We start from the raw sequence: 19,596 nt of genomic DNA, 5'->3' as shown, positions 1-19,596 counted from the left end.
CGCCATCCGCGACTGTTCTCCCCGTGAAGACGAAAGCAGCCGCGGGTGCGAAGGCACTCACCAAGATCTACGGCGCGGGGGACTCCCGGGTCGTCGCGCTCGACCACGTCGACGTCGAGTTCCACACCGGACGGTTCACCGCGATCATGGGCCCGTCGGGCTCCGGCAAGTCGACGCTCATGCACTGCGTCGCCGGCCTCGACGAGCCCACCAGCGGTACCGTGTTCCTCGGCGACGCCGTGTTGACCGGCCTGGGGGACAACCAGCTCACCGCGCTGCGCCGGGACCGCGTCGGGTTCGTGTTCCAGGCCTTCAACCTGCTGCCCACGCTGACGGCGTGGGAGAACATCACGTTGCCGCTCGACCTGGCCGGCCGGCGACCGGACCCAGAGCTGGCGGCGACGATCATGGACGCGGTCGGCCTCGCCGACCGACTCCACCACCGGCCCAGCCAGCTCTCCGGCGGCCAGCAGCAACGGGTGGCCTGCGCCCGCGCGCTGATCACCGGGCCGGACGTGGTGTTCGCCGACGAACCGACCGGCGCGCTCGACTCCACCGCGTCCGCCGACCTCCTGGGCCTCCTGCGGCGCAGCGTCGACGACCTGGGGCAGACCGTCGTGATGGTCACCCACGAACCGGCGGCCGCCGCCTACGCCGACCGGGTGCTGTTCCTGGCCGACGGCCGGCTGGTGGACGAGCTGGCCGCACCGACCGCGGACCGCGTGCTCGACCGCATGAAGAACCTCGAGCGGGTGACGGTCTGATGCTGAAGGCGATGCTGCGTGACCTGCGCGCGCACCCGGGCCGGATCGCGATGACGCTGGTCGCGATCATGCTCGGGGTGGCGTTCGTGGTGGCCACGTGGGTCCTGTCGGACTCGACCGTCGCGTCCGTTTCGGCCGGGGACACCCGGTCCGATGTGGACGTCGTGGTGCGTGGCCAGGACCGCGGGACCGTCCTGGGCGACGACGAACTGGCCCGCCTGGCCGAGCTGCCCGGCGTGACACGGGCGACCGGCGTGCTCGTCGCCCGAGCGGCGCTGGTGGGCGCCGACGCCAAGATCATCCACGGCTCTCCCGACCGGGCGGGCACGGGCTGGGACGGCACGGACCGGTTCGTGCTCACCGCAGGCCGAGCCCCCACCGGCCCCGGCGAGATCGCGCTGTCCCACGACGCCGCCACCGCCGCCGACCTGCGCGAAGGTGCACAGGCCCGCGTCATCCTCGCCGACGGCGGGGAAGCACGGGTCCGCGTCACCGGACTCTTCGACTACCGGACGCTGGGTGTGGAGTCGGCGCCCTCGGTGGCGTTCGACCCGACCACGGCGAACGGAATGCCCGGCGCCGAGTTCGACCGTATTGAGCTGACCGGCACGGTCGACGTGGCCACGGTCCGTGCCGCGATGGCCGGTCTGGAGGTACGCACGGGCGCGGCTCTCGCCGCCGAAGCCCGCGACGAGGCCACCGACACCGCCCAGTCGACCCGCGAGTCGCTGCTGGCGTTCGCCGCGGTCGCCTTGCTGGTCGGCATGTTCGTCATCGCCAACACGTTCACCATGCTCGTCACCCAGCGGGTCAGGCAGTTCGCGCTCCTTCGTGCCGTCGGTGCGACCAGGCGGCAGGTCCGACGCGCGGTGCTGCTGGAGGCCGGTGCGCTCGGCGTCGTGGGCGGCACTCTTGGGGTGGCACTGGGCATCGGGTTCGGGGCACTCGGCATGTGGGCGTTCACCCCGGGCATCGAGACCGTGACCGTCGCGGTGTCCCCGCTCGCGGTGGTGATCGGCTACGCGGTCGGCATCGGCGTCACCGCCGTCGCCGCGTACGGCTCGGCCCGTCGAGCCGCGGCGGTACCACCGGTCGCGGCGTTGCGCGCGGACGTCACACCCCCACGCCGCACCACCATCGTGCGCACGACGGCAGGCGGGCTGCTGCTGGCCGGGGGTGTGCTGACCGTTGTGCTCGTTGCCGGTCCGAACCTGAGCACGACGGAACGAGTCGTCTGTCTCGGCGCGGCGGTCGCCGGCTGGCTGGGTGTGCTGCTGCTGGCGCCGGTGTTCGCGCACGCGGTCCTGCATCCGGTCGGCCGGTTGCTGAGCCGCCGAGGTGGCCCGGTCACGCGCCTGGCCACCCGCAACGCCGTGCGGGACCCACGCCGAACGGCGGCGACGTCGTCGGCGCTGCTGGTGGGCATGGCGCTGGTGTGCGCGTTCGCGACGCTGGGCGAGACGATGGTGTCGACCATGGGCGGGGCCGTACGTGACATGGTCCCGTCGACGGCCACGATCCTGCGGTCGGCCTCCGGAACGGACCCGCTGGCAACGGACGTGCTGGACCGGGTGCGCGCCACCCAGGGCGTGACGGGCGTGGCAGCCGACCGGTACACGCTGATCACCGTCTCCCACAACGGTTCCACCACCGCGTCGTCGATCTCGGCGACCGAACCGACCGGCTTCCGGACGGTACTGACCCCGAAGATCGTGGAAGGCAGCGACGACCTCCGCCGAGGCGTCGTGGTCGACACGAACCAGGCCGCCATGATGGGCGTCGGCCTCGGCGACGAGATCGGCCTGGAGTTCCCGGACACTCCCGTTGTGCGGCAACGAATCGTGGGCCTACTGGACACAGTGGAGGGTCAACCGCTGATCTACGTGGACGTCGCCCGCTCGCCGGAGTGGTTCCGAACCAACGTGACGTCCGTGTACGCGACCGGACAGAACCCTGCCGCCGTCAGGAAAGCGCTGCACTCGACGTTCGCGTCCCGCCCCGATGTCCTGGTGAGCGAACGGGAAGCGGTCATCGCCGAGGAAGTCGAGGCGTTCCAACTGATCCTGCGGATCATGTACGCGATGTTCGGCGCCGCCATCGTGATCGCGATCTTCGGGGTGATCAACACCCTGGCGCTGTCGGTGACCGAACGCACCCGAGAGATCGGTGTCCTCAGGGCGATCGGCGCGTCCCGCGCGCTCGTCCGCCGCACGGTACGGGTGGAGAGCATCGTGATCTGCGCCTACGGCGGCGTCCTGGGCATCACCGTTGGCATCCTGTTCGGCGCGGTCATGCAACACACGATGCTGGGCAACCCGCTGCTGGACATCGGATTCCCACTCGAGGTGACGGCGACCGCGCTGGCCGGAATGCTCGCGGTGGGCGTCCTGTCCGCACTGTGGCCAGCCCGCCGAGCCGCGAGAACCGAAGTACTGAAGGCAATCAGGACGGAATGAACGGTGCCACCCGCTTCGCGCGGCATACCGCGAAGCGGGTGCGCCCGGTTTTCATGGCTCCGGCGGGAAGAAATCCTCGTCGTCCTCGGTGGGGCTGGTGGGTGCGTACTGCCTGAGCTCGCCATCCCGGAACATCAACAGCCGGAAGAAGACCTCCTCCTGGTCCATGATGAACAGTTGGACCTCGTTGGGCGCTTGCCAGCTCAGCGCTCGAACGTGATCGAGAACCGCGTTGAGGTCGGCGTGGTTGAGCGCCCCCGCCCAGACGTCGCACTCGGGCGATTTCCAGCCGCCCCAGTGCGTTGGCTGCTGGGTGGTAGAGACAAGGAATCCGCAACCCTGACCGTGGTGTCGTCGCGGGGCCTCCGTTCGCAGCCACTCGCTGAAGTCGGCAGCAGTGCCGTTGTCCGAAGGGCTCACGGAAAGCATGACGTTGGCTACCCAGCTCACGCGAGGATTCTCGGGGCCCGCCGCGCGCCGGACAACTGTGTTTCCTGGATCAGCGGTTCGTGGCGGTGAGGACGGCGGAGGCGATCGCCTGGTGGCCGGCGGGGGTGGGGTGCACGTCGGTCTGCTCGCAGAAGTAGGTCAGCTCGCACACCTTGGCCACGGGCGCGGGGATCGGGCCGTACGTGGGGTCCTGGGTGAGCTCCGTCAGCGGTTCGTAGCCGCCGGTCGTGTCGGTGATGTCGACGAACGTCGCGCCGATCTTCTCGTACTCCGCTTCCAGGGCGGTGTTGAAGAAGTCGCGGAACAGCGGCACGGACAGGCGCGCGAGGTTCTGTCCGTCCGGGAAGTCCGGCGACACCCACGCGCCCAGGAACACGTCCGGGTAGGTCAGGCCCACGATCGGGGCGTCGCCGGCGGCTTCGCGTAGTGCTGGCAGGATCGCGGCAAGGTTGGTCCGGACTTCGGTCACGGCTCGGGACGCGCATGACGCCGCCGCCGACACCGTCGAGGCCCGTGCGCACGGCGTCAGGTCGTTGCCGCCGATCACCACCGTCACCAGACCCACGTCGCCCGCGTGCGCACGCAGTGCCTCCACCGCCGCGTCGATCTGGGTGCGGCCGGCCGGGTCCGGTGCGTCGATGGCGCGGTTGAAGGGCGCACAACCCGGCTCGTCACGCAACGACTCGGACGTTGCCCCGCTGCACGCCACATTGATCAGCCGCAGGTCCGACCGCTCGGCGACGAGTGAGGCGAAGCCGTCCCGCGTGGCCCCGGCGGCCGCGCCGGCGTCCGCCGGGCGGTAGCCGGTCGCGTAGGAATCGCCCAGCGACACGTACACCCGCTCGGCAGGTGGTGCGCTGCTGGTGGTGGTCGCGCTGGTCGGCGTGCCGGCGGGCTCCGCCGTGCACCCGCCCAACAGCGCCACGATCACGACACACGAACCGACGAAGGAACGAGTGCAGGATCGGTGCCACACGCCGCCAGGGTAGCCGTACCGCCGTGATCGGGGCATGAACCTACGGGCGACTGCCGGCCCACGACAGCGACAGCGCGAGGACCAGGTACAGCACGCCCAGCGCCACCCACCCGGGCGGGCCTGCACCGAGCGTCATGGCCGTGACGAGCCCCGGGCCGACGGTGTCGTAGATCCGGGTGCCCATGGTGAACGCGCCCAGGTACTGGCCCTGTCGCGCCTCCGGCGCCAGCCCGAACGACAACCCCCACGAGCCGGCGGAGTGGAGGAGTTCGGCGACGGTCAGCACGGCGACACCGGCAATCAGCGCGAGGACGTGCCCGCTGACGGCGAACACCACACAGGCCACCAGCAACAGCCAGCCTGACCGGCGGATCGCGGCGGCGGCGCCGGGCACGGTCTCCGAACCGCGGCTGGCGCGAACCTGGCAGAGCACCACGAGGACGGTGTTGAACGCAACGAGCGCGCCGATGGTCCAGGCGGGCGCGGCGGTGCGGTGCACGATCCACAGCGGCAGCGCCACGGTCAGCAGCGCTATGTAGGTCATCAGCAGCCCGTTGAGCACGCAGACCGCGAGGTAGCGGCGGTCGGTGAGCACGACCGTCGGGCCGCGACGGGCCGGTGCGGCCTCCGGCATGGTCGCCAGCACGAGCAGGCCCACCACGAAGGACGCGGAGTTGACGAGGAGCAGGGCCACGTACCCGGCCGGTTCGTCGAACCGCAGCACCATGGCGGCACCCGCGGCGCCCACCACGAACCCCGCGCTGGTGACGGCCTGGTTGAACGCTCTGACCCGTACCCGCAGGTCAGGGCCGGCGACGTGCGCGACATAGGCGCTCCGCGCTGCGGAGACCCCGACCTCGGCCACCGCCACGACGATCATGACCGCGAGCAGGACCGGGAAGGACCGGACGAACGGGTACACGGCGAACGCGATCACCAGCACCCCGAGCAGGCCCATCCACAGGCGACGGACGCCGACCCGCTCCCCGCACACCCCGAGCGGGATCGCGGCCACCAGCGCGACGAATCCGGCGACCGAGAGGCCGAGTGCCATCCGCGGCACCGAAAGCCCGGCCACCCGGGTGAGGAACAGCGCCGAGACCGTGAGGAACAGCCCGGTGCCCACCGAGTCCACCGCGACGAGGAACGCGAGCCGCCGCAGCGGACCAGCGGGAGGGAGCCACATGCCGAGGCATGCTGGGCCTTCCCCGAAGGGCAAGGTCAACTACGCGAGGTGTTCCCCGTCTGCTCGTGGATCCACTGGGCCACGACGTCGACCCGCGCGATGATCTCCGCGCCGGGCTGGGGGCACGGCGGGCCGGTGTTCACGATGGCCACCAGCGTGCCGGTGCGTTCGTCGTCGCTGACGAAGAACGGGCCGCCCGAGTCCTGCGGGCACGGGCCGTTCTCCACGGTGCGTGGCAGGTCCGACTGCGCTTCGAGTGCGTACTGCCGGATGCGCGAGACGGTGAACTGTCCGCGCTTGAGGTGGTCGGACGGGCCCAGCACGGTCGCCGAGAGCGAGCCCCAACCGGCGAACTGGAGTTGCTCGCCGACCGCGGGCTGGGTCGCGGACACGGTCAACGGGACGATGTCGGTGATGGCGATGTTCAGCCGCGCGACCGCCAGGTCGTTGACGGGCGACTGCCGGACGTCGACGACCTGTGCCGTGTAACCACCGGGGTCGCTGTCCTTGAGCTTGCCGATGGTCACGACCATCGTGTACGGCGGCGTCCCGCCGATCCGGACGTCGTTGATGTTCCGGAAGCAGTGCCCGGCCGTGACGATCCACTCGGGGGCGATCAGCGCACCGCTGCAGGCGCCGCTGCGCACGCCGCCGCCAGGCACCGGGATGTCCTGCGAGGTCAGCTTGGCGTTGAACGGCAGGACGGGGCTCGGCGGCGGGGGAGGAGGCGTGGTGGTCGTCGTCGGGGCGGCCTCGGTCCCCGTGGGCACTTCCTGGCGGACCGGTTGGGCGGCCTGATCGGACCACGCCACCGTTCCGCCGGTGATGACGTGGGCGAAGGCGGCGCCGGCACCCAGGACGAGCCCGGCCGCCAGCGCCCAGATCCGAGGGCGCCTTCTTGTTCTGCTCACTGCCTAGATCACGTATGCCAGCTCGAAACGGTTGAGGTGGAATCAGGCGGGCAGGATGCGCCGCGGCAGCCGTGGTGGGTTCGCCCTTGGCCGCCACTCACGCGGGTAGCCCAGTGAGACCTCCTCGAACGGCACGCCGTCGTACACCGTGCTCCTCGGGATGTGCAGGTGGCCGTACACCATCGCGGCCGTGTTGAACGTGGTGTGCCAGTCGGCGGTCAGGTCGGTGCCGCACCACTGGGCGAACTCCGGGTAGCGCAGGATCCGCGTCGGCTCGCGGACCAGCGGATAGTGGTTGACGAACACCAGCGGCACGTCAGGGTCGCACTCCTCCTTGAGCCGCCGTTCGGTCTCGGTGACGCGGGCGCGGCACCAGTCGTCACGGCTGGGGTAGGGGTCCGGGTGCAGCATGAACTCGTCGGTGCACACGACGCCCGTGCCGTTGGCGTAGGCGAGTGCCTCCTCCTTGGTGGCGCAGCCGTCCGGCCGCCAGGTGTAGTCGTAGCCCAGGAACAGCGGCACCACGGTGGCCGGTCCGCCGGGTCCGTCCCAGGTCGGATACGGGTCCTCCGGGGTGACCACACCGAGCCGCCGGCACATCTCCACCAGCGCGTCGTACCGTTCGACGCCCCGCAGCTGGACCGGGTCGTCGTTGACGGTCCACAGCTCGTGGTTGCCCGGCACCCACACGACCGTCGCGAACCGCTCACGCAGCACCGAAAGGCACCACTCGATGTCGGCGACGCGTTCTCCCACGTCACCGGCCACGAGGAGCCAGTCGGCCGGGTCGTCGGGACGAATCGCCTCGACGATCTCGCGGTTCTCCCGGTAGGAGACGTGCAGATCGGAAACGGCCGCGAGGTTGCTCACGCCAGTCACCCTAACGGTCGCGTTATGCCCGCTGCCCTACCGTGCAGACGTTGGTGCCCGGTTCGCGAGTAATCCACCATGAGTGGTGATCTTTGTTGAACAATGGGCTCGACGGTGGTGGAGGAGAGGGGAGCTCTGGGGTGCGTGCACTGCCCGCTTCGTTGGCCGGGATCGGCGGCGCGGTCCTGCTGACCGCGACCTTGCTGGTCGCGCCGGCCTCGGCACAGCCGACGACCGTGGCCGGGTTGCTCGCGTACTACTACGACCTGAGCGCCGAGGCCGAGCTCGTCAACGAGGAGTTGCTGGTCGTCCAGGAGCAGCTGGCCACTCACCAGCAGGCGTCGGCCGCCGCGACCAAGGCGGCGGACGAGGCCAAGGCCAACGCCGACAAGCTCCGCGACCACGCCGACGACGCGCAGGACCTCGACCAGGTGGCCGACGCGCTGTCCACACGAGGCGACCTCGACGCCCTGTCCGCACTGGCCAGCAGCAACAGCCCGGACGACCTGCTCGGCAAGCTGAAGGCGGCGAGCCTCGCCGAGCACCTCACCGGCGGGCCGCGTCAGGGTGACACCGCGCTGGCGGCCGCCGAGGACGCCGAGGCCGAGGCGGTCGCCGCCGAGAAACAGGCCCAGGACCTCGAGGCGAAGGTGTCGGCAGGCGCGACCGAGGTGCAGCAGCGCCAGGCCACGCTCAACGCCCAGATCGCCGAGGTCAGCGCGGCGCTGGAGAACCTGACCCCCGAGCAGCGGTCGCTGCTGGCCGGCATCGAGGACTACGACAGCGGCGACGTCGTCATCCCGGGCGGCGACGCGGGTGAGGTGCTGCAGTTCGCGTTGGCCCAGCTGGGCAAGCCGTACCTGTGGGGGGCGGTGGGCCCCAACTCCTACGACTGCTCCGGCCTCATGCAGACGGCGTTCCGCACGGTGGGCGTCAACCTGCCCCGCGTGTCCCGGCAGCAGGCGACCGTCGGCAAACGGGTCAGCCGGCCGAACGTGCGTGCCGGCGACCTGATCTTCTACTACGAGCCGGTCCACCACGTGGCCATCGCGATCGACGCCGACCGCGCCGTGCACGCCCCGAGCTTCGGTCAGAACGTGAAGATCTCCAACATCGACAAGATCGGCCCGATCACGGTCATCCGCCGCGTCGTCGGCTGAGCGGAGCTCGCCAGCGAACCACGGCCCTGGCCGGGTGCGGCCTGACGGACCGCACCCGGCTTGGATCACCGGCCGAGGCGCCGGATGTGGCGGGCCTCGGTCTCCCGCAGCGCCGTCAGCATTTCGTTCTCCTTGACTATCAACGGATCCGTGCGTAGGTCACGCCACAGGGACCAGCACAGCCCGACCATCACGAGCGCGAACGGCGCCGCCACGATGATCGTCAGGTTCTGCAGCCCGGACAGCGCGTCCGTGCTCCCGCCGCCCGCGATCAGCATCACGATGGCGACCGCACCCGTCAGCACACCCCAGAAGATCACCCCCGGGCTGCGCGGGTGCACGGAACCGCCCTGCGACAGGGTGCCCATCACGACCGACGCGGCGTCCGCGCCGGACACGAAGAAGATCGACACCAGGATGATCACGAGTACCGCGGCCACAGTGGACAGTGGCAGGTGGTTCAGGAACGAGAACGTCATCGCCTGTGACGTGGCGGTGGAGTTGTAGATCCACGTCCCGGGGTCGAACAGGTCGGCCATCCGCCCGGACGCCAGCTCGTCGGTCGTCACGCCCTGCGTGGCGAGTGCCGCCCGCTGCTGTTGGATCGCGGCGCCGCCGAAGATCGCGAACCAGACCAGGCTCACGACGCTCGGTACGAGGATCACGCCCGCCACGAACTGCCGGATCGACCGGCCGCGGCTGATCCGCGCGACGAACATGCCGACGAACGGTGTCCACGAGATCCACCACGCCCAGTAGAAGATCGTCCAGCCGCCGAGCCAGGTCCGCATCTCCTCGCCGCCGGTCGCGCCGGTGCGGCCGGACATCTCCGCGAACTCGCGGACGTAGTCGCCGATCGCACCCGGCACCAGGTTCAGGATCAGGACGGTCGGACCGACCACGAACACGAAGGCCGCCAACACGAACGCGAGCACCATGTTGATGTTCGACAACCACTGGATCCCCTTGGCCACCCCCGACACGGCCGAGGCGACGAACGCGATCGTCAGCACCGCGATGATCGCGACGAGCAGCATGGTGCCGGCCTCGCCGACCCAACCCACATATGCCATGCCCTCGCCGACCTGCAACGCGCCGAGCCCGAGTGAGGCGGCCGAGCCGAACAGCGTCGCGAAGATCGCCATGATGTCGATCGCCCTGCCCAGCGGGCCTTCGGTGCGCCGCTTGCCGAGCAGCGGCGCGAACACCGAGCTGAACAGCTGCGTCCGGCCGCGGCGGAACGTGCTGTAGGCGATCGCGAGGCCCACCACCGCGTAGATCGCCCACGGATGAACGGTCCAGTGGAACAGGGTGGTGGCCATCGCGGTGTGCACGGCCTCGTCCGTCGCGGGTGCCGCGGTGCCCGGCGGCGGGGACATCAGGTGCGTGACCGGTTCGGCGACACCGAAGAACATCAGGCCGATACCCATGCCGGCGCTGAACATCATCGCGACCCACGACACCGTGCGGAACTCGGGCCGTTCCTTGTCGGCGCCGAGCGGGATGCGGCCGTAGCGGCTGATCGCGAGTCCGACGGCGAACACGACGAAGCCGGTCGCCACGAGCACGAAAGCCCAACCGCCGTAAGGAATCACGCCCTTGTTCAGCACGGTGTCCGCCACGGAGACCATGGAGTCGGTGCCGAACACGCCCCAGGCGAGGAAGATCAGGGCCAACGCGGCGGTGACGCCGAACACCCATCTGTCGGTCGCAGGCGGCCGGTCCGCCGCGACCTCGATCCGTTCCGCCGTGTCATCAAGGACTTCCGCATCCGGTCGCGGCTCTGGTGCCGCCTGTTCTCGAGCGTCCGTATCCATGCCTTCGCACAGTAACGGGTGTCAACTGTGGACCAGACCATGGCCGCCGCTGTTGCGCCCAGCGCACCGCCGGTCCCATGGCCATGCCGGCCGCCAGGAACATCGCGCCGAGCACCAGCCATCCGACGGTGCCCCAACCCAACACCAGCGTCGTCACCAACAGCGGGCCGAGCATGCGTGCGACAGTGAAGCCAGAACCGAAGAAGCCCTGGTACTGGCCGTGCCTGCCGTCCGGTGCGAGACCGAAGCTGATCTCCCACGCCCCGCTCGCCTGCATCATCTCCGCACCGGCCTGCAGTGCCGCGGCGACAAGCAGGACCGCCACCGCGAGCCAGGACGGCCCGGCGAACCCGGACGTGGCGAACACCACGCAGGCGCCGAGCAGTGTGACGCCCGCGTACCGCATGAACCTGACCGCGCCGGCCAACCCGGTCACCCGGCTCGCGACCGACACCTGGCACAGCACGACCGACACCGTGTTCAGCACCAGCAGCGCGGACACCGTCCAGCCGGGCGCGCTCGTCCGCTCGACTATCCACAGTGGAATTGCCAACGTGATCATCGGGATGTGCAGCTGTAGCACCATGTTCAGCAGCGACACGAGGGCGTAGGGCTTGTCCCGTAGGACAGCGAGCCTCGGCTCACCGTTCGTGGCGGTCGTCGGTGCCACGACGGGCAACCGCAGCAGCACCAGCGCGGACACGACGAGGCTGGCCGCGTCGACCGCGAACACCGCCAGGTAGGCGGCTTCGGTGTCGATCTGCAGCGCCAGCCCGCCGAGCCCGGCGCCCACGGCGATACCCCCGTTGATCGCCGCCGCGAGAGCCGCGCGCACCTTCGTCCGGTCCGCGGCCGACACCAGCCCGGCGAGCAGCGCCTGCCGGGCCGCGTTCAACCCCGAGAGCGCGCTCGAGTACAGGCACGCGGCGAGCACGAACGGCACGAACGACCGCACGAACAGGAACTGCACCAGTGCGGTCGCGGTGACGAGTGCCAGCAGCATCGCGACGCCGCGCGGGCCACGGCGGTCGGCGAGATGCCCGAGCGGCACGGCGGCGACGAACGCGACCGCCCACCCGACCGTGAGCCCGAAGCCGACCTGGGTGGGCGACAGCCCGACGATCCGGGTGAAGTACAGCGCGGAACAGACCAGGTAGCCGCCGAGCCCGATGGAGTCGGTCAGCTGAGCCGCGGCGAGAGCACGGGCCGGGCCCGCAGGCGGAACGATCCTCATGATTGTGAACCTAAGTCGCACATTGGCTACACAGAAGAGCCAATGTGGACCAGTCTGACTGGGCCAATGTACGGTGCTCGGGTGGAGTTCCACGTCAGCCTGGCCGGGCGCGGCGATCTGTCCGCCCGGATCTATCGGCAGCTGCACGAGGCGGTGCTGGACGGCCGCCTGCGCTCCGGCGAGCGGCTGCCACCCACCCGCGAGTTGGCGCGTCAGCTGTCCGTGTCCCGCAACACCGTGGCGCTGGCCTACGAGCGGCTGACCGCGGAGGGCTTCCTCGTCGGCCGGGTCGGCGCCGGCACGTTCGTGTGCGCGACCCCGCCGGCGCCGGTCAGCCCGCCAGCGGCGGGCGCCGGCGCTGTGCGCCCCAGGGCGGTCTGGCAGGAACTGGCCAGGACGGAGTCGAGTCCCCGCTCGGCGTACGACTTCAGCGTTGGCGTGCCGGACGCGCGCCGGTTCCCGATCGAGGCGTGGCGGCGGCAGGTCGCACGGCAGCTGCGTCACCTGCCCCTGGACATGGCCGACTACGGCGATCCCGCCGGCCACCCGTCGTTGCGGGAGGAGATCGCGCGGCACATCGGGCTGTCCCGTTCCGTGCGGGTCCCGTCGGCGCAGGTGCTCGTCACGAGCGGGGCGCAGCAGGCGCTGGACCTCGTCGCGCGCGTGCTCGTCGAGCCAGGGACGCGCGTGGCCGTCGAGGAGCCGGGCTACCCGCCGGCGCGTGAGCTGTTCACCTCGCTCGGCGCGCACGTGGTCGGCGTGCCGGTCGACGCGGAAGGCGTTGACGTGTCGGCGATCCCGGCGGGCACGCGGCTCGTGTACGCCACGCCGTCGCACCAGTTCCCGCTCGGCCCGCCCATGTCCCTGCGGCGGCGCACGGCGTTGCTGGAGTGGGCACGCCGGGCGGACGCGGTGGTGATCGAGGACGACTACGACAGCGAGTTCCGCTTCGCCGACCGTCCACTCGAGCCACTCCACAGCCTCGACCGAGGCGACCGGGTGCTCTACGTCGGCTCGTTCTCCAAGACCATGCTGCCGATGCTGCGGCTGGGTTTTCTGGTCGCGCCACCGTCGCTGGTGCCGGCCCTGCTCGCCGCGAAACGCCTCTCGGACCGGCAGACGGACGTGACGACCCAGGGCGCCATGGCCGGGTTCATGGCCGACGGGTTGTTCGTGCGCCACGTGCGCCGCGTGGCCCGCGAGTACGCTGCCCGACGCGCGCTGATACAGACGCTGCTGCGGCGTGACTTCGCGGATCGTCTGGAGATCGTGCCGTCGACGGCGGGCCTGCACCTCGCGGGCTGGCCGCACGGCGACGTCGACGTGCCCGCGCTGGTCCGAAGAGCCGCGGCGGAGGGCGTCCGCGTCGAGGACATGGCCGGGTACTACGGGTTCGGCGCCGGCCGGCCGGGACTGGTGATCGGCTACGGCGCCATCGAGCTGGACCGGATCGTGGACGGGTTGCGACTGTTGGGTGAGGTGTGGTGAGCGTGCTGGAGGAACTGCTGTCCGCGGCCGACGAGGCGCGGGAGCCGCTCGCGGCGCTGTCGTCGGTCACGCGTGCTGAGGCGCTGCGGCGGGTCGCGGACACGCTGGACGCGGCCGCCGGCGAGCTGGTGCCGCTCGCGCACCAGGAGACCAACCTGCCCAAGGTGCCCAGACTGCACGCGGAGCTCGAACGCACGACGTTCCAGCTGCGCCTGCTGGCGGAGACGATCGTCGAGGGCGGGCACCTGGAGGTCGTGATCGACTCGCCCGACACGTACTGGCCTGCGGGCGGACGCCCCGACCTGCGCCGCATGATGGTGCCGGTCGGCCCGGTCGCGGTGTTCGGGGCGTCGAACTTCCCGTTCGCGTTCAGCGTGGCGGGCGGTGACACGGCCGCCGCCCTCGCCGCGGGCTGCCCCGTGGTGGTGAAGGCGAACCCGGGGCATCCGCTGCTGAGCGACCGTGTCGCCGCGCTGGTGTCGTCCGCGTTGTCGTCGACCGGCGTGCCGCGAGGTGCTTTCGGCCTGGTGCACGGCATCGAGGAGGGCCGAGCGCTGGTGACCGACAGCCGGATCAAGGCGGGCGCGTTCACCGGTTCCCTGGCGGGTGGCCGCGCGCTGTTCGACCTTGCGTGCGCCCGCCCGGATCCCATCCCGTTCTACGCGGAGATGGGCAGCGTCAACCCGGTGTTCGTGACCGCGCCGGCGGTGGTCGAGCGGTCGGAGGCGATCGCGGAGGGGTACGTCGCCTCGTTCACCCTTGGCGGCGGCCAGTTCTGCACCAAACCGGGCCTGGTGTTCGTGCCGGAAGCCGAGGCGGAGACGTTCGAGTCGTTCGTGGCGGCCGCCCTGGCGGGCCGCGTGGCCGAACCACTGCTCAACACGGACATCGAGGCCCGCTACGCGGCCGCTTTGGGGGAGCTGCGGAAGCATCCCGCGGTTCGCGTACTGGTGGCGGGCGACGGCGTCGCACCGACCCTGTTGGGCTGCGACGCCGCGGACTTCCTCGCGTCCCGCGCCGAGCTGCGGACGGAGTGCTTCGGCCCGGTGTCCATGGTGGTGCGGTACTCGACGGAGGCGGAGCTGGTGGCCTGCGCGCGGTCGTTCACGGGTGAGCTGGCCGCATCGGTACACGGCTCCCTGCCGGACCGGACGGTGGAGCGGCTCGTGGCCCTGCTCAGCGACCGGGTGGGCCGCGTCCTGTGGAACGGCTGGCCAACGGGGGTGTCGGTGACGTACGCGATGCAACACGGCGGCCCGTACCCGGCCACGACCTCAGCTGGCCACACGTCGGTGGGCACGACGTCGCTGCGGCGGTTCCTGCGCCCGGTGGTGTACCAGAACATGCCGCAGGCGCTGCTGCCGGAAGAGCTCCGGGACGGCAACCCACTGGGCGTGCCCCGCCGAATGGACGGCGTCTACCGACCCACGGCGTAACCCTGCTGCCCACGGGCGTTGGCAGCGGCCCGGAGCAGCCCGGTCTCGCTGTCCCGGGAGACCGCCGACACCCGTCCGAGCGACCAGGGATCGGCCACTTGCACGTCGTGGCCCAGTTTCCGGAGATCCTCGACGGCGTGCCCGACCCTGGCCTCGACGACGAGCTGCGTGTCCGTCTGCCGAGGGTAGAACGAGGAGACAAGGGCGGTGGTGTGCCAGGTGGGGGAGTCGATCGCGGCCTGGAGGTTCATCCCGTGCACGGCGTGGTTGAGGAAGAAGACGAGCTGCCACTGGTCCTGCTGATCCCCACCTGGCGTGCCGAAGGAGAGCTGAACCCCGTCCCGAACAGCGAAGGACGGCGACAGCGTGGCGCGCGGCCGCCGGCCGGGCGCCAGGGTGTCGGACAGCCCGTCCTGAAGCCAGCACATCTGCGCGCGAGTGCCGAGGCAGAACCCCAGTGAGTCCACAGTGGGCGAACTCTGCAGCCACCCACCCGACGGCGTGGCGGAAACGACGTTCCCCCACCGGTCGGCGACGTCGATGTGGCAGGTATCGCCGCGAGTTGTGCCCCACGGACTGACAACCGGCTCCGCGTCCGTTTCCGTCGCGCTGGGGTGCGTGCCCACCCCGAGCGTGGGTTCGCCGACGCCGAGCCCCACCGGCGCGGTCCCACCTTCCAGCGCGTACGTCGGAAGCCGGCCCCTCCCATGTCGCAGTGCGGGTCCGGCTTCGGCCCCGACCAGCCCGGCCCGTTCGGCGGCATAGCTGGGATCGAGCAACCGAGTGAGGTCGGCGCCGTCGCCGTAGTTGGCGTCCCGGTCGGCGAAAGCCAGCTTCGCGACCTCCACCACACGGTGGATCTGCGCCGCGCTGGCCGGTTCCGGCATGTCGTCAAGGGCCTCCAGCATGGCGAGTTGCTGCAGCAGGACCGGCCCCTGACTCCACGAGCCGACCTTGTGCACCTGCCACCCGAACACGTCGAGGCTCACCGTCGGCTCGTACGAGGGTCGCCACGCCGCCATGTCGGCGCCCGTGAGCAGACCGGAGTTGGCGCGGCCCGAGTCGTCCATGACCGCCGTGCGGCAGAAACCGTCGATGGCCTCCGCGACGAAGCCCTCGTACCAGGCGCACAGCGCCGCGTCGAGCTGCCGTTCCCGATCCGAGCCTGCGGCCTCGGCCTCCGCGACGAGCCGGCGGTAGGTCGCGGCGAGCGCGGGGTTGCGGACGAGGTTGCCGGCAGTCGGTGTCGGCAACCACTGCTTGGCCGAGCTGGGCCAGTACGTGCGGAACAGGTCCGCCACCGCGGCAATGGTCTCGACCACCCCGGACGCGACGGGATGCCCGTGCTCCGCGTAGCCGATGGCGACGTCGAGGATGTCGCGCAGCCGCATCGTGCCGTGGTCCCGGACGAGCGTCAGCCACGCGCCCACGGCGCCGGGCACGGTCGCCGCGAGCAGCCCGGTACCGGGCACCAGATCGAGCCCAAGCTCCCGAAACCGCGCTGGCGAAGCCAAACCCGGCGTGACGCCCTGTCCACATAGGACCTGCGGGGTCGGGTCGCTCGCGGCCACGAAGATCACCGGCACCTCGCCGCCGGGCCCGTTCATGTGCGGCTCGCAGACATGCAACGTGAATGCCGCCGCGGCTGCCGCGTCGAACGCGTTGCCCCCTCGCTCCAGGATCGCCATGCCCGCCGAGGACGCGAGCCAGTGAGTGGAGGCCACCATGCCGAAGGTGCCGGCGAGTTCCGGCCGGGTAGTGAACACACGGCCACGCTAACCGCCGGGCCCGGCAGCGGGCAGGGTCGTTCGTCTGATACGACCCTGGGGTACGCGTGCCGCCGCCACGTGCCTGTCCGTACGCTGGAGAGGAAACTGCCGTCAGGTACCCCCATCGGGTATGCTAGAAGGTCGAACGCGGGATCCAGCGAAAGGGCACGTCGATGCGGGGTTACACCAGTGACAAGGACGGCTACCTCAAGCGTCTACGTCGCATCGAGGGCCAGATCCGCGGCCTGCAGCGCATGGTCGAGAACGACGAGTACTGCATCGACGTGCTGACCCAGATCTCCGCCGCCACGAAGGCGTTACAGGCGGTATCGCTGGGCCTGATGGACGAACACCTCAAGCACTGCGTGGCCCAGGCCCTCGCCGACGGCGGCAAGGACGCCGACGAGAAGATCCGCGAGGCCAGCGACGCCATCGCCCGCCTGGTCCGCTCCTGATCCGGGGGCACGCCGCCGGTGCTGGTCCCCGCTCCTGATCCGGGGCACGCCGGAGGAGCTGTTCCTGATCCGCGGCCACGCCGCCGGTGCCGGTCCCCACTCCCTTCCGGGTGTTCCGGCCACGCGAGCCGTTGCCGCCTTGGTCAGTTCCCGTCAGCGCGAGCCGTCGCGCGCTGGTAGCGCCCGGCCAGCTCTCGCAGGTGCACCACCAGTTCCGGTGGATCCGTGACCTCGAAGTCGCACCCCAGTAGCCCGAGGTGGACGGCCAAGGAGTCGATCGTGTCCGCGCCCGTCTCCAGCACGCATGTCTCGTCGTCGACAGCCGTCACCACGCCCACGGCCGGGTTGATCCGGCTCGCGACCGCCGTGGCGGGGGCGCGGACCGTCACGCGCGCGCGATAACGCCACGCCGCGGCCGACACCCGCCGCGCCACGTACGACGCCAGGTCGTCGTCCGGTAGCTCCCTCGGCGTGAACCGAGGCCCGGTCGGTTGCCGTGGCGGTCCCACGCGGTCCACCCGGAAGGTGCGCCAGTCGTCGCGTTCGAGGTCGTAGGCGACCAGGTACCAACGCCGACCCCAGTTGGCCAGGCGGTACGGCTCGACCACCCGCCGAGACGGCGCGCCACCGTGCGTCTCGTAGTCGAACCGCAACGTCTCACGGTCCCGGCAGGCCAGCGCCAGCGCGGACAGCACCTCCGGCGCCGCCGTCGGCGTCTGGTCGTACCGTGGCACCGGCACCGTCTGGCTCTGCAGGGCGTGCACACGCCTACGCAGCCGTGACGGCAGCACCTGCTCCAGCTTCGCCAGCGCCCGCAGCGACGTCTCCTCGACGCCCTCGATGGCCCCACCGGTTGCGGTACGCAGGCTCAGCGCGACCGCCACCGCCTCCTCGTCGTCCAGCAGCAACGGCGGCAGTGCCGCACCGGCACCCAACCGGTATCCGCCGACCGAACCGCGCGTCGCGTGCACCGGGTAGCCGAGGTTTCGAAGCCGCTCGACATCGTTACGAACGGTTCGTTGACTCACCTCGAGCCGTTCCGCCAGTTCGGCACCGGTCCAGTCGCGGGGACTCTGCAGCAGCGACAGCAGGCGAAGCAGCCTCGCGGACGTTTCCAACATGGCGACCAGTCTGGCATTCAATTAGGAACGAACTCTGCCTAATAGCCTCCTAACGTTGTGTTCATGACGAACAGCACCGACATCCGCCCCTTCCGAATCGACGTTCCGCAGGCCGACCTTGACGACCTCCGTGACCGACTCGCCAGGACGCGCTGGACCGAGGAACTGCCGGACGCCGGCGCGGACTACGGCGTCACGGTCGACTACGTGCGGCGTCTCGCCACGCACTGGCAGCACACCTACGACTGGCGCGCCTGGGAGACCAAGCTCAACGCCTACCCGCAGTTCACCACCGAGATCGACGGCCAGAACATCCACTTCCTCCACGTGAGGTCGCCAGAGCCGAACGCCTTCCCACTCGTCCTCACGCACGGGTGGCCCGGATCCGTGGTCGAATACCTCGACGTCATCGGTCCACTGACCGACCCGCGAGCTCACGGCCTCGACCCGGCACTCGCCTTCCACCTGGTCATCCCGTCGATACCCGGCTTCGGGTTCTCTGGCCCCACCAAGGAGCGCGGCTGGACGACGCAACGGGTGGCACGGGCCTGGGCCGAGCTCATGCGACGCCTCGGCTACGACCGCTACGGTGCGGTCGGCAACGACGGTGGCTCGATGATCTCGCCCGAGGTCGGTCGGGTGGACTCGTCGCACGTGGTCGGGGTGCACGTGACACAGATCTTCTCCTTTCCCAGCGGTGATCCCGCCGAGTTCGAGGGCATGACGGAGGACGAGCTCGCCGCCATGGCCCACCTGCAGTGGTTCCACGAGAACCTGGGTGCGTTCGGCCAGTTGCAGGGCCAGCAGCCGCAGACACTGGCGCACGCGCTGGCCGACTCGCCGGTAGGGCTGATCGGGTGGAACGGTCAGCTCTTCGGCGACGCGGTCGACATCGAGTTCGCGCTCACCAACATGGCGATCTACTGGTTCACCCGCACGTCCGCGTCATCGGCGCGGTTCTACTACGAGAACGCGCACACGGACGCGCCGACCGAGCCCACCACCGTGCCGATAGGACTCGCCTCCTTCGCCGGCGACTTCAAGTCCATTCGCCGGTTCGTCGACCGTGACCACAAGAACGTGGTGTCGTGGCACGAGTACGCCGTCGGCGGTCACTACGCGGCCCACCAGGCGCCGGACGTGCTGGTCGCCGACCTGCGTGGTTTCTACGGCGGTCTGCTCGCGGAGCACACCGACGCCGGTGCTCGGTGAGGGTCGACGTGGCGCCGGTACGCGTCGGCCGGCGCCACGCCCGATGGTCTGTGTGGTCGTCTCGACGTCGGTGTCGATGTGGTCGTGGGAACCTTTTGTCGAAATGGCGTGACGAGCGCTGGATAAGTCCATGGCTGATGGCCGTGCCTTAGAGCCCGTTCCTGAACCTATTTGGTGAGGCGTCGGCTGGTGATGCGGATCATGGTCCAACGGACCATGGCGGCGTGGTGTTGTGGGAGTCGTTCGTAGTCGCGGACGCAGCGGCGGTGTCTGGTGATCCATGCCAGGGTT

General features: G+C 70.4%; 16 protein-coding genes. 7 read left to right on the top strand and 9 right to left on the bottom strand.

The window, feature by feature from the left end; all coding sequences use genetic code 11:
• Positions 1–23 precede the first annotated feature (23 nt).
• Both VF106_RS44950 and VF106_RS44945 read left to right on the top strand, forming a co-directional pair.
• Positions 24–764, top strand: coding sequence for an ABC transporter ATP-binding protein (locus VF106_RS44950; protein WP_330846189.1), 741 nt, complete (start codon positions 24–26; stop codon positions 762–764).
• Positions 764–3,220 (top strand): ABC transporter permease, encoded by a 2,457-nt coding sequence (locus VF106_RS44945; RefSeq protein ID WP_330846188.1) that lies wholly within the window; start codon positions 764–766, stop codon positions 3,218–3,220. Before VF106_RS44950 ends, VF106_RS44945 begins: the two co-directional genes overlap by 1 nt.
• A 51-nt stretch (positions 3,221–3,271) precedes the next feature.
• Here the strand turns inward: VF106_RS44945 and VF106_RS44940 are convergent, their stop codons facing one another.
• Genes VF106_RS44940 through VF106_RS44920 form a run of 5 tightly spaced genes read right to left on the bottom strand, consistent with a single transcriptional unit; the run spans position 3,272 to position 7,622 of the window.
• Positions 3,272–3,670 carry a hypothetical protein gene (locus VF106_RS44940; RefSeq protein WP_330846187.1) on the bottom strand — a complete coding sequence of 133 codons (399 nt, stop codon included), beginning with the start codon at positions 3,668–3,670 and terminating at the stop codon, positions 3,272–3,274.
• Between the two features lie 49 nt (positions 3,671–3,719).
• A complete protein-coding gene (locus VF106_RS44935) occupies positions 3,720–4,646 on the bottom strand; it encodes a GDSL-type esterase/lipase family protein (protein WP_330846186.1) in 927 nt (308 codons plus the stop codon).
• Positions 4,647–4,686: 40 nt separating this feature from the next.
• On the bottom strand, positions 4,687–5,832 hold the full coding sequence (locus VF106_RS44930; RefSeq protein ID WP_330846185.1) for an MFS transporter: 1,146 nt from the start codon (positions 5,830–5,832) through the stop codon (positions 4,687–4,689).
• Between the two features lie 35 nt (positions 5,833–5,867).
• Positions 5,868–6,743 carry a S1 family peptidase gene (locus VF106_RS44925; RefSeq protein WP_330846184.1) on the bottom strand — a complete coding sequence of 292 codons (876 nt, stop codon included), beginning with the start codon at positions 6,741–6,743 and terminating at the stop codon, positions 5,868–5,870.
• A 42-nt stretch (positions 6,744–6,785) separates the two neighbouring features.
• The gene (locus VF106_RS44920) at positions 6,786–7,622 is read right to left on the bottom strand and encodes a metallophosphoesterase family protein (RefSeq protein WP_330846183.1); all 837 of its coding nucleotides are present in this window, start codon (positions 7,620–7,622) and stop codon (positions 6,786–6,788) included.
• A 131-nt stretch (positions 7,623–7,753) separates the two neighbouring features.
• Between VF106_RS44920 and VF106_RS44915 the strand changes: the two genes are divergently transcribed.
• Positions 7,754–8,773, top strand: a complete 1,020-nt coding sequence (locus tag VF106_RS44915) for a C40 family peptidase (RefSeq protein ID WP_330846182.1) — start codon at positions 7,754–7,756, stop codon at positions 8,771–8,773.
• A 65-nt stretch (positions 8,774–8,838) separates the two neighbouring features.
• Here the strand turns inward: VF106_RS44915 and VF106_RS44910 are convergent, their stop codons facing one another.
• Both VF106_RS44910 and VF106_RS44905 read right to left on the bottom strand, forming a co-directional pair.
• Entirely contained in the window at positions 8,839–10,590 is a 1,752-nt protein-coding gene (locus VF106_RS44910; protein ID WP_330846181.1) for a BCCT family transporter, read from the bottom strand.
• Positions 10,529–11,824 (bottom strand): MFS transporter, encoded by a 1,296-nt coding sequence (locus VF106_RS44905; RefSeq protein WP_330846180.1) that lies wholly within the window; start codon positions 11,822–11,824, stop codon positions 10,529–10,531. The genes VF106_RS44910 and VF106_RS44905 overlap by 62 nt, the downstream gene beginning before the upstream one ends.
• 81 nt (positions 11,825–11,905) lie before the next feature.
• Here VF106_RS44905 and pdxR point away from each other — a divergent pair, with 81 nt between their 5' ends.
• Complete coding sequence (gene pdxR / locus VF106_RS44900) at positions 11,906–13,312, top strand: MocR-like pyridoxine biosynthesis transcription factor PdxR (RefSeq protein WP_330846179.1); 1,407 nt, start codon at positions 11,906–11,908, stop codon at positions 13,310–13,312.
• Positions 13,306–14,748 (top strand): aldehyde dehydrogenase (NADP(+)), encoded by a 1,443-nt coding sequence (locus tag VF106_RS44895; protein WP_330846178.1) that lies wholly within the window; start codon positions 13,306–13,308, stop codon positions 14,746–14,748. The genes pdxR and VF106_RS44895 overlap by 7 nt, the downstream gene beginning before the upstream one ends.
• On the opposite strand, the gene VF106_RS44890 is transcribed toward VF106_RS44895, so the two are convergent.
• Positions 14,730–16,514, bottom strand: a complete 1,785-nt coding sequence (locus tag VF106_RS44890; protein ID WP_330846177.1) for a gamma-glutamyltransferase family protein — start codon at positions 16,512–16,514, stop codon at positions 14,730–14,732. The two genes, VF106_RS44895 and VF106_RS44890, sit on opposite strands and share 19 nt — an antisense overlap.
• Positions 16,515–16,690: 176 nt before the next feature.
• Here VF106_RS44890 and VF106_RS44885 point away from each other — a divergent pair, with 176 nt between their 5' ends.
• Positions 16,691–16,972 (top strand): metal-sensitive transcriptional regulator, encoded by a 282-nt coding sequence (locus VF106_RS44885; protein ID WP_330846176.1) that lies wholly within the window; start codon positions 16,691–16,693, stop codon positions 16,970–16,972.
• 143 nt (positions 16,973–17,115) lie between these two features.
• Here the strand turns inward: VF106_RS44885 and VF106_RS44880 are convergent, their stop codons facing one another.
• Positions 17,116–18,093 carry a helix-turn-helix transcriptional regulator gene (locus VF106_RS44880; protein WP_330846175.1) on the bottom strand — a complete coding sequence of 326 codons (978 nt, stop codon included), beginning with the start codon at positions 18,091–18,093 and terminating at the stop codon, positions 17,116–17,118.
• Between the two features lie 63 nt (positions 18,094–18,156).
• Here VF106_RS44880 and VF106_RS44875 point away from each other — a divergent pair, with 63 nt between their 5' ends.
• Positions 18,157–19,305, top strand: a complete 1,149-nt coding sequence (locus VF106_RS44875; protein ID WP_330846174.1) for an epoxide hydrolase family protein — start codon at positions 18,157–18,159, stop codon at positions 19,303–19,305.
• Positions 19,306–19,596 lie beyond the last annotated feature (291 nt).

Source organism: Actinophytocola sp. (assembly GCF_036378875.1).
GTDB lineage: Bacteria > Actinomycetota > Actinomycetes > Mycobacteriales > Pseudonocardiaceae > Actinophytocola.
The sequence above is the reverse complement of the archived record's forward strand: the minus strand, read 5'-3'. Positions and strand labels throughout refer to the sequence as shown.